At 34.0% G+C, this 10135-nt stretch carries 11 protein-coding genes and 1 pseudogene; 2 read left to right on the plus strand and 10 right to left on the minus strand.

Features of this window, described 5'->3' with window-relative positions:
• Positions 1-146 precede the first annotated feature (146 nt).
• The 9 genes and pseudogenes from F6K40_RS21440 to F6K40_RS21480 form a co-directional block, all read right to left on the minus strand.
• Positions 147-611 (minus strand): DUF4332 domain-containing protein, encoded by a 465-nt coding sequence (locus tag F6K40_RS21440; protein ID WP_293139133.1) that lies wholly within the window; start codon positions 609-611, stop codon positions 147-149.
• A gap of 495 nt (positions 612-1106) precedes the next feature.
• Positions 1107-2531 (minus strand): reverse transcriptase family protein, encoded by a 1425-nt coding sequence (locus tag F6K40_RS21445; protein WP_293139134.1) that lies wholly within the window; start codon positions 2529-2531, stop codon positions 1107-1109.
• 464 nt (positions 2532-2995) lie between these two features.
• On the minus strand, positions 2996-3694 hold the full coding sequence (rnc, locus tag F6K40_RS21450) for a ribonuclease III (protein WP_293139135.1): 699 nt from the start codon (positions 3692-3694) through the stop codon (positions 2996-2998).
• 228 nt (positions 3695-3922) lie between these two features.
• Positions 3923-4606, minus strand: coding sequence for a ribonuclease III (rnc, locus tag F6K40_RS21455; protein ID WP_293139136.1), 684 nt, complete (start codon positions 4604-4606; stop codon positions 3923-3925).
• Between the two features lie 99 nt (positions 4607-4705).
• Entirely contained in the window at positions 4706-5287 is a 582-nt protein-coding gene (locus F6K40_RS21460; RefSeq protein ID WP_293139137.1) for an NYN domain-containing protein, read from the minus strand.
• A 915-nt stretch (positions 5288-6202) separates the two neighbouring features.
• Positions 6203-6370 (minus strand): annotated as a pseudogene (locus F6K40_RS21465) (peptidase C15); the annotation flags it as partial.
• A 12-nt stretch (positions 6371-6382) separates the two neighbouring features.
• A complete protein-coding gene (locus F6K40_RS21470) occupies positions 6383-6712 on the minus strand; it encodes a C15 family peptidase (protein ID WP_293139138.1) in 330 nt (109 codons plus the stop codon).
• A 390-nt stretch (positions 6713-7102) separates the two neighbouring features.
• The gene (locus tag F6K40_RS21475) at positions 7103-7258 is read right to left on the minus strand and encodes a hypothetical protein (protein WP_293139139.1); all 156 of its coding nucleotides are present in this window, start codon (positions 7256-7258) and stop codon (positions 7103-7105) included.
• Positions 7259-7465: 207 nt separating this feature from the next.
• Positions 7466-7978, minus strand: coding sequence for a pyroglutamyl-peptidase I family protein (locus F6K40_RS21480; RefSeq protein ID WP_293139140.1), 513 nt, complete (start codon positions 7976-7978; stop codon positions 7466-7468).
• Positions 7979-8254: 276 nt separating this feature from the next.
• Here F6K40_RS21480 and hisH point away from each other — a divergent pair, with 276 nt between their 5' ends.
• Together hisH and rsmD are read left to right on the plus strand one after the other, a co-directional pair.
• Entirely contained in the window at positions 8255-8899 is a 645-nt protein-coding gene (hisH, locus tag F6K40_RS21485; protein WP_293139141.1) for an imidazole glycerol phosphate synthase subunit HisH, read from the plus strand.
• Positions 8900-9279: 380 nt separating this feature from the next.
• Complete coding sequence (rsmD, locus tag F6K40_RS21490; protein ID WP_293139142.1) at positions 9280-9828, plus strand: 16S rRNA (guanine(966)-N(2))-methyltransferase RsmD; 549 nt, start codon at positions 9280-9282, stop codon at positions 9826-9828.
• 21 nt (positions 9829-9849) lie between these two features.
• On the opposite strand, the gene petG is transcribed toward rsmD, so the two are convergent.
• Positions 9850-9966 (minus strand): cytochrome b6-f complex subunit V, encoded by a 117-nt coding sequence (gene petG, locus F6K40_RS21495; protein ID WP_124147707.1) that lies wholly within the window; start codon positions 9964-9966, stop codon positions 9850-9852.
• Between the last annotated feature and the right edge of the window lie 169 nt (positions 9967-10135).

Raw genomic sequence — 10135 nt, forward strand, 5'->3', positions numbered from 1 at the left:
ACTCCCTTTTTTACTATCAGAACCTTGTTGGAATTTGGTATTAATTATTTGTAGTCTAATCTCAGGATTATGCAATAGAAAATTTTGACAGATAATTCTATTTAAAAGTGGCAAACATAAGTTTTTTATTCTCTTTCAATTTTTTCTTAATCAGACCAATCTAAAGACCATTTTTTCTGGGGTAATTTAGTAGTTGGGATATTGTTATGGGCAGTTTGTCTTTGAATATTTATTGCTTGAGAAACCCAACTTCTCACCATACTTAGACTAGGTAAACTTTGCACTAAGTTTTGTTGACGATTAACTTTGATCATCTGGGAATGAAGTGTTTCAGGAAACCGATCTTTTAATTTGGAAATTGTATCTATTCCTAGAGCTGATAATAGAGAAAAATATTCCTTCTTTATACCTTTAATTTGTAATAAACCAGCCATATTAACCCACTTAATAATCAGGTCTTTTTCTATACCAGTAGTTTCTTCTAATTCTTCTATTCCTGCTAAAGAAGAACATTTTTCTAATAGTTCTTCAATATTAGTAATACCTACTCCTACTAACTTTTCAGAATAGACAGAATTAATATTTTCTATATCTTGAATATTATGTATCATTTTCATCTCCTATATAGCGGAATGTAGGTTTTAACCTTTTTGATTACAGCGCTTTTCTTTCTTGATGAACCACATCGTCACAACCAAAACCCAGTAGAGACATTCCATGGAACGTCCCTACTGTGGTCTACTCAACTGAAAAGCGCTGTATTAACCAACAGCGTGTTAATTAGGACTTGCTGATTAACTTTCAAAGCATTGACATATAAAGGTAAGCGTCTTTTTAGATAAAAAAAGTGCTAGCTTTTCAGTCCAAGCGAGCTGCAAAAAGTTACCATTTTGAGCAGACAAGATTCGATTTCTCCACAATCTCCACACTTGGTTTTTTCAGCAAACCTAATTATTCTTACATTTACTTTTCTCCTACTGGTGTTGCTGAAACCTAGGGATGAATCTTTGTACTTCCTCTTTCTCTAAAACTATAATTCCTCCCACACTTCCCACACTTCCCACACCCACTAATTTCCCACAAATATGCAACGCTCTCCTACTTCCCTACTCCCCTACTCCCCTGCTTCTACCGCCATATTTTTGTTTAATTTCTTTCACCAGCGTCACTAACTCCCCACCTTTTTCTGGGTTTACCATTGCTACAAAATTAGCAAAACCCTCTATTGCAGATATCACATCATTAGTATTACCCCACTTCTTCCCTTGGAGTCCATCTTTTTCTATCTGATACAAAGTTGCCCGAAACTTCTTCAACTCTTTCCGAGAAATAGTCGGAAATTCATTCACCACAATACCAGTAACCTCAAGTTGACTAGACTTGCGCCGAATAATTCTCGTCTTTTCCTCATTCACGGTAAATCCTTCATGGCTGACAATAGACTCAGTACGTCGGAAAATATTACAAATGTGTCGGAGATTATCTCCCGAACCAGAAAAAGTTAAGTCATCAGCATAACGAGTATAGACAAAACCAAGTTTCGTTGCCATTTCACTCAGACGTTTATCCAAACGACGACACATTATATTAGTAATTGCCGGACTAGCAGGAGAACCTTGAGGTAAGTGGCGTTCGCTCTGAGCTACATAATAAGTTTGTCCATCTAACTCTACTTCTGCCACATCTGGTTCGGTGCAGAGGAGGGCAAAAATAGTAGCAGCAGTTTCAGAATAACCCAATGAAAAAAATAACCCTTTGACTCGTTTATAAGAAATAGAGGGGAAAAAATTTTTCAGGTCAAAATTGATAATCACATCTGCAGCGACATGAGGTTCGGCATTAGTCAAGATAGAATGTCCGGCGCGAAAACCATGTGCTGCTTCATGGAGCGGAATATTACAGAGAATATTATCAAGTATCCAAGTTTGAACATTTTTCAGACGTGGCATTGGAGCAGATATTTGCCTTTCCCCCCCTGTTTTTTTAGGAATTTTGAATCGGATGTAGTGGGAAACTGTAGAAGTAGGGCGAGAAAATGCCAGAAACCGAAGCTCTCCTACAGTAATATCCATAGCAGTAGCTATTTCTTGGGCAGTATTGAGGATAGGCAGGTTGTTATTTTCGAGACGGGAAATATTCCCATCAATATTATTAAGTCCTCCAGATACCCCTTCCCCTAGATAAATAATGTCATTTTCTTTTTGTTCTTGCCAAGCTTCGGCGCGTTCTTGTCTTTCTCGCTCCCGACGTTCTTTAGTTTCTTGTTGTTTACGACGAGACTCAGCTAATCTTTGTTTGTAAGCTTCTTGACGCAGTTTCTTTTCACTGGAAAGGCGAGCATTTTCTTGGCGGAGTTTTCGGAGTTGTTTTTCTAGTTCCCCACGACGCTCAATTTCATCGGTAGGGTCTTGGGGCATTTGTTCACCTTCGGGCCAAAACCCATAGCGAACCATCTCTTCCAAGATAAATTCTTCGCGGCCTATTTCGCGAATACGAGCATATAGTTCTTTGCGGGAGCGTGGGCGATCCATTTCAGTTATCAGTTATCAGCTTTTTCAGTTATCAGCTTTTTCAGTTATCAGCTTTTTCAGTTATTAGTACCTACTAGACCGACAGAGCTAATATCAGTTATCAATTATCAGTTTTTTCAGTTGGAAGAAAAAAGTGTTAGGAGATTTCCGTACTTGATTTCTATCTCTCGGTTTTAACAAAAGGTAATTATTAATTATTAATTATTCATGTTGACTTGGTTATTTTTAGTCAAAACTTAAAAGTCAAAAATTATCATAGCCATTAGTATTCAGATATAGCAATCTTAAATAGGTTGTAATATTTTATCGTAAAGGTTTGGTCTCCCAATCCGATTTTTACTTGGGTTTAGAGAGCAAACCCCTACAGTTTTTTTCATCAGCTTTTTTTCAAATCAAAATTTCCTTACTATAAAGTTTCGGAGAGTAGAAAAAAGCTTAATTAATTCTTACTTCTTCCTTCTTCCTCAAATTAATCCTACCTTTTTTAGAGCTTTTTCCGCTGCCCGTTTTTCAGCTTCTTGTTTGCGATGCCCTTTACCAACACCATATAACTTTCCCCTAACTCTAACTTCAGCAGTGAATATTTTAGCATGGTCGGGACCCTCCCCATCATTAGATTCATATTTAGGATTTTCTCTAAATTTTTCCAATGCCCACTGTTGAAATTTACCCTTAGTATCTACTAGATCGTTAGGTGGTGAATTATCCTCAGAATCAGGAAAAATTATATCATCTGCAACAGGTTGAAAAAGTCTCTTGATAAAAGGTCTAAGTTTTGTCAAAGTCGAGTCGAGAAAATAAGCTCCAATTATTGCTTCAAAAGTATCGCTAAGTAAAGCTGGATTTTGTCTACCGCCATCTTTTTCCGCACCTTTACCTAAGCGCATTTTTTCACCAATTCCTAACTGAACGGCAAATTTTGCTAATTGTTTTTCATATACTAAAAGTGAACGGAGGCGAGTAAGTTCTTTAGGTTGGAAATTCCGATCTTCTTTGTATCTTTTATATAGTAATTCTCCTACTAAGAAACCTAGTACAGCATCTCCTAGAAATTCCAGACTTTCGTTATCTTCTTCTCCAGAATTTTCGTTTAAATAGGAACGGTGAGTTAGAGCTTGTTTGAGAAGTTCTGGATTTTTAAATTCTGGTAATTTATTAGTCATTTTTATTCTTAAATTTGATAGTCCTGTAAATGTAGTGAAATTTATAAGTCAACCCCTTTTACTTTCAAGAGTCTAACTGCAAAAATCACTACTTTTACACCACTACCTCAAATTTATATATTTTTACATAACTATTATACTCAATTTTTGTTTTTTAGTATTATCAAATATATATCAAAAAGTATGTAAAAAATATAAAAAAATTAAAGTTATACTAAGGTAAGCAGATTAAACTAGCCCTAGTTTTTTGACTCTACTTATTGCATTTTCTGCTGCCTTTTTTTCAGCGTCTTTCTTACTACGACCACTACCTTCTCCATATATTGTATCATCAACAAATACCTTAGAAATAAACTGTGGATTATGCTCCGTTCCATCAGCTTTTACTGTTTTATATTTAGGAGGTTGTGTTTTCAAATTTTTTTGTACCCACTGTTGAAATAAATTTTTAGAGTCTACGTTAGAACGAGATTCAACAACATCATCAGGAACAGAATTAAATAACTTTTCAACAAGAGGACGAACCATTTCAAGATTTGAATCTTTGTCTAAATAATAAGCTCCAACTATTGCTTCAAAGGTACTACTAAGTAAATTAGGATTTTGGAAACCACCCTCTTGTATGGCACCTTTACCAAGTCGCATTCTAAAGTCTAAACCAACTTCAAGGGCAAATTTTGCTAGTTGTTTTTCATCTACTAATGCTGCTCTTCTACGAGTCATTTGATCTTCTGCCATTTCTGGCAGAAGTTTATAAAGATATTCACCACTAAGAAAGGTTAATATAGCATCGCCGAGAAATTCTAGACGTTCGTTATCTTCTATTCCTCCTGGGTTTTCGTAAACATAGGAACGGTGAGTCAGGGCGCGACGTAAAAGTTTCTCATCACGAAATATGAGAAGTTCGTGCATTTTTTCTCCTTATTTAATTATGGTTGAATTAAAAACTGTCAATCGAGTTTTAAGGAAAAACTGGATTGACAGTTATTGTTAGATTAATATTGTAACTTTTTAGGCTTCAGGTATGAATATTTTATCGTTTTTCATCACTACTAAACCTTCTTGAGCTAGAGCTTTAACAAAATCCCCAAGCTTTGGAAAAGTTTTCCCATCAGATTTAGAAATAGAAGGAAATTTTTTACATCCTTTAGGAAACAAATCGCTCTGCCGCATCATTCTGCCAAGATAACTTAATGTTGTAGGTTTGTTTTCCACAGTTTTAATACAATCTAAAACACAATTTACAGCATCATCCCAATCAAGTTTAGTTGAAGATGAAGCTGTCTCAGTTAGATTTTTTAGTTTTCCTGATTGAGGTATTTCATCTAAGAAATAGAACTCGTTTGCTGACTCCTTGAGTTGTTGCTTTACTTTTCCATATAGGGCTATAACTATCACATATTTTTCCAATTCTTTCAGGATGCTAACTATACTTTGAAAATCTCCATCTCCTGATACAATAATAATTTTCTCTGGGGAGTCATTTCCTGCAATATCTTTAATTAAGTCTGATATTAATCGATCATCAGCACTGTTTTTTAGAGGACAAGGAACATCTTTAAAATGACAATCAAGAGGTTCAAGTGTTTTCACAGTATTAACTTGGTCTTGACAGTGTGAATTATAGTAAACTTTTCAAATAATCAAATCACCTAGAGACTTAGCAAAATTCACAAAATCATTAGCGTATTTAGGAAATGAACTGACATTTTGAATGTCTACATAAACAGCTATGGTAGCTTTATTTTTCGGCATAATTGATGACTCCTTCTAAATCAATTTTAGAGAGTCAAAACATTCTGTTTTCAGCAAAAACTTTAAGCATTTATAGAATAATTACCACTTAACACAAATTCTAAGAAATAGAGTTTTAGCAGTAGATAACAACGCCACTTCTTTATTCTTAAACTTGCAATAGCAATCTTTAATCTGGATTATTTCCAGATTTTCTATATAATGCTCTAAGCCATGATATTTGCCGATCCGCAGTCCAAGACTCGGAAATTCTGTTTCTGGCCTGCTGTGTACTAAGCCCAGTTGGCTAGATATAATTAGAGTGACTGGTCAATTAGTCATTAAAAGGTTTGTCAGTCAAGGTTTTTAGCATCTGGAATTTTTAAGAGCTAAAACTCTTGCTACATAGTTCTTTCAAGTTTAATTACTTACAGAACTCTAACTATATATCTAGCCAAATAGGCTTACAACACAGTAAGCCAGAACTAGAATTTCCGAGAGACTTGGACAACCATCAACATTTATTATGTTGTAACAGCTATTTTTTTGTCTCTGCCTTAAATATTAGCTACTCAAAACAATACTGTCAAGGTGTAACTTTCGATAATATTTATATTACCACATATTTTTACATAAAAATTGGTAGAGTAAAAATCATACTTAGTGAGAAGCGATCGCTCATCAACATTTAATAATCAATAATCAAATTAACTAGCTATCGGCGCTCAAAAATCAGATATTTACTGATACTTAATAACTGAATACTAAAAACTTTTAAGAAGATATTTTTGACAAAATTTTCAGAAAATCTCCCACAATTAAATCCCTATGAACTGCCGTTAATATAGGTACATGAACAAAAATGCACTTACTGTTTAAACAACCTTCATCAAGATACTTTAAAACCGAATAATATAAATCTTCACAGACAAATTTTCCGGCCTCATTACTAAGCTAAGTTCCATCTAAACCAACCACCAATTTTGACAAATCAACAGAAGTTTTCATCACCTTTTCTCCACTATTTGCTTGAGATTCTATTGTCAGAATTTCCCGTTTTTCTGCCATCCCACAACAAACAATTACATCAGGCTGAAATTTTTTGATTTGAGAAATCATAATTTCTGGAACAACTTCCGAATCAACAGGCAACTTTCTGAGCCAAATTAGAGAATAATAACTTAATTTTTGAGGAGATATCAGACCCAATAAATCATCAGAAGAATTAGATGTATGTTCAGGTTTCCAAATATCAAAAGATGTCAGTAAAACTTTACTTTTCATGGTTCAAACTCAGAGTAAATCAAAAAAAATATAAATCTTTTAAATCAGACTAAATTTGAGGAAAATTTAGCCAGAAATTAATTAACTAATAATTTGACTCAGCAAGTGAAAAATGATCGCTCATCAACATCTCATAATCAATCATCAAATTAACTAGCTATCGGCGCTCAAAAATCAGATATTTACTGATACTTAGCAACTAAATACCGAAAATTTTTACCAAGATATTGTCAAAAATATCTTCAGAAAATATTTCACAATTATATCCCTATTAACTTGACTGAGTAAGTGATAAGCGATCGCTCATCAATATCTAAATAATCAATAATCAAATTAACTAGCTATTGGTGATTTAAAATTAGATACTTAATAACTGAATTCCAAAAGCTTTTAAAAATCAGATATTTTTGACAAAATTTTCAGAAAATCTCCCACAATTACATCCCTCTTAACTGCCGTTAATAATAGACAACTTTCTGGCATTATTATTAATCTCAGTTCTATTTCCCAAATATCAAACGATGTGAGTAAACTTTTGATTTTCATGGTTCAAACTCAGAGTAAATCCCCAAAAATATAAATCTTTTAAATCGGACTAACTTTAAGGAAAATTTAGCCGGAAATTAACTAACTAATAATTTGACTGAGTAACTGAGAAACTATCGATCACCAATATCTCAATAATCAATAATCAAATTAACTAGCTATTGGTGATTTAAAATTAGATACTTAATAATTGAATTTAAAAATCTTTTAAAAAGAAGATATTTTTGACAAAATCTTCTGAAAATCTCCCACAATTACATCCCTATTAACTGCCGTCAATATAGGTACATGAACAAAAATGCACTTACTTTTTAAACAACCTTTATCAAGATACTTTAAAACCGAATAATATAAATCTTCACAGACAAATTTTCCAGCATCATTACTAATCTCAGTTCCATCTAAACCAACCACCAACTTTGACAAATCAACAGAAGTTTTAATCACCTTTTCTCCACTATTTGCTTGAGATTCTATTGTCAGAATTTCCCGTTTTTCTGCCATGCCAGAACAAACAATTACATCAGGCTGAAATTTTTCGATTTGAGAAATCACAATTTCTGGAGCAACTTCCGAATCAACAGGCAACTTTCTGACCAAACTTAGAGAATAATCAGTTAATTTTTGAGGAGATATCAGACCAAATAAATCATCAGAAGAATTAGATGTATGTTCTGGTTTCCAAATATCAAAAGATGTCAGTAAAACTTTAATTTTCATGCTTCAAACTCAGACAAAATAAAAAAAATGTCAATCCTGGAAATAATTCTAAATTATTGACTATAATATTAAAGTTAACGTAGGCATTTAGCTAATGACCTTTTTATTTATAACTCATAATTTTTAATTATCGAGGGAGACTAATTCCTCTTAGAAGAGAATAGGGAATAGGAAAGAGGGAAACATAAATTGCGTTTATTTATGTTCACCTAATAGCTGATAGCTAATAGCTAAATGCTGACAACCTAACAAACACAAAACAAGGAAAATAAATTAATGCCAACCATTGCAGTTATAGATTATGATATGGGTAACTTGCACTCCGTTTGTAAAGGTTTAGAAAAAGCAGGAGCAACCCCAAAAATTACAGATTCGACCATAGAAATAGAACAAGCTGATGCAGTTATTTTACCAGGAGTAGGGTCTTTCGATCCAGCAGTACAACATTTAAGAACACGGAACTTAGAAACGCCTATTAAACAAATTATTGCCTCTGGCAAACCATTTTTAGGTATATGTTTAGGCTTACAAATATTATTTGAAAGTAGCGAAGAAGGTAAAGAAGCAGGTTTAGGAATACTTGCTGGAAAAGTACGTCGGTTTAAATCTGAACCTAGTCTAACAATTCCACAAATGGGTTGGAATCAACTACAATTTACTCAGCCAAAACATCTTTTATGGAGTGAAATAGGTTCTCAACCCTGGGTATATTTTGTTCATTCTTATTATGTTGATCCTACAGACTCTCAAGTTACAGCAGCAACCGTTACTCACGGTAATCAAACTGTTACCGCAGCAGTAGGAAAAGATAATTTAATGGCAGTACAATTTCACCCAGAAAAATCTTCCACTATTGGGTTACAAATTTTGTCAAATTTTGTTAGTAAAGTTATTCCTAAAAATTTGGCTTTAGCTAACTAGATAATAATTAATAATTAATAATTAAATTCGGTCTTCTGACTTGTGTGTAGCGCTATATTCAGTCCAAGTCAAAATATATAGCCCTTGATCATATTAGCAACTGGTGAGAAATATGATTTGTCCTTGAAACAGATAGAATTATTTTGTTTGAATTTAAGTGCAGTAAAGTTCGATCGCCTACTTCATGGAACTAAAAACCTTAAACTATAAATGTAGTGTGGCACTATAGTTTCCAATCTCTATATATAGCGTTTTCCCATAATTCCTTTTTGAACGATTATATAGCAGTCGAAGCAAAGGTTAGGACATTTATAAATGCTCAAACTAAGTTAGGGAGAACTTTTGAATTTTGAATTTTGAATTTTGACTTGCGCGTAGCGATGAATTTAAGAATATATGGTAATCGTCAACTAAAAACTTTACCAGGAATGGCAACTCGTCCAACTTTGGCAAAGGTGCGAGAAGCTGTCTTTAATATTTGGCAAAATCATATAGATGGATGTCGATGGCTGGATATATGTGCTGGTGTGGGTTCGATGGGTGCGGAAGCTTTATGTAGAGGAGCATCCTTAGCGATCGCTATCGAACAATATGGCCCTGCTTGTGCTGTAATCCGCCAAAATTGGCAATTAGTGGCCAGCTCATCTCAGGAATTTCAAGTGTTGCGGGGAGATGTATTGAAACGGTTAAAAGTGCTGGTAGGGCAGCAGTTTGATTTGATTTATTTTGACCCCCCTTATGCTAGTGACTTGTATCAACCAGTATTAGAGGCGATCGCTCAATATCAACTTTTAGCACCAACCAGCGAGTTAGCAGTGGAACATAGTCCCGAAAGATGGCCAATTAAATTGGTTCCCACCTTAGAAATTTGTCGGCAGAAAGTTTACGGCAATACAGCTTTGACTTTTTTTCGTCCTCTTCAGGACTAAATATCTAATATATAGATAATATTAGTCGATATTTAATTGGTTGCCTCGTCTATATTGTTGGTAGGCTGCAAAAAATAGTCCTGCCAATGTTACGAGGATTAGACCTAGTACGATTCCAGAAAGTAATGGTTCTACCACGAAGCCAACTCCTTTAATTAAATTTTTATTTGTTATCTACCAATAGTTTCTAAATATATAGAAAAATATTCTAATATTCAGTTCAGACCAAATTAATTAATCTTGGATGAACTACAACACCCTCTATCCCATTGCTAATAGCGTTTGGGACTACTTTACGATCTGCCGA

This window comes from Okeania sp. SIO3I5, from assembly GCF_010672085.1.
In the GTDB taxonomy this organism is placed as follows: Bacteria; Cyanobacteriota; Cyanobacteriia; order Cyanobacteriales; family Microcoleaceae; genus Trichodesmium.